This is a genomic window from Proteus sp. STS61-E (assembly GCF_040932335.1).
Classification (GTDB): Bacteria; Pseudomonadota; Gammaproteobacteria; order Enterobacterales; family Enterobacteriaceae; genus Proteus; species Proteus mirabilis_B.
Genome location: NZ_JBFQGE010000020.1, coordinates 1 through 398 on the forward strand (window position 1 = coordinate 1; position 398 = coordinate 398).

A 398-nucleotide genomic window follows, 5' to 3' on the forward strand; every position below is an offset into this window, starting at 1 on the left:
TCCTGATTGACCGATAGTGAACCAGTACCGTGAGGGAAAGGCGAAAAGAACCCCGGCGAGGGGAGTGAAAAAGAACCTGAAACCGTGTACGTACAAGCAGTAGGAGCCCCATCACTCAAGTGCCTCGCACTGAGTGATTGGCAAAACCACTCGAAAACAGCGCAGCGTTTACCTACAAAATGGATTGATTTTTTCAAGCCGTCGCGCAGTGTACATAGAAGTACACGAGCAACGGAAGTTAAAAAATCGAGCCAGTTTGACAGTAAAAGCAAGCGGGACATTTGAGGATGGGGTGACTGCGTACCTTTTGTATAATGGGTCAGCGACTTATATTCTGTAGCAAGGTTAACCGTATAGGGGAGCCGTAGGGAAACCGAGTCTTAACTGGGCGAATGAGT

General features: G+C 48.2%; 1 rRNA gene. It reads left to right on the forward strand.

Going from position 1 to position 398, the window contains the following annotated elements:
* Positions 1-398, forward strand: a 23S ribosomal RNA gene (locus AB4J89_RS19005); the annotation flags it as partial.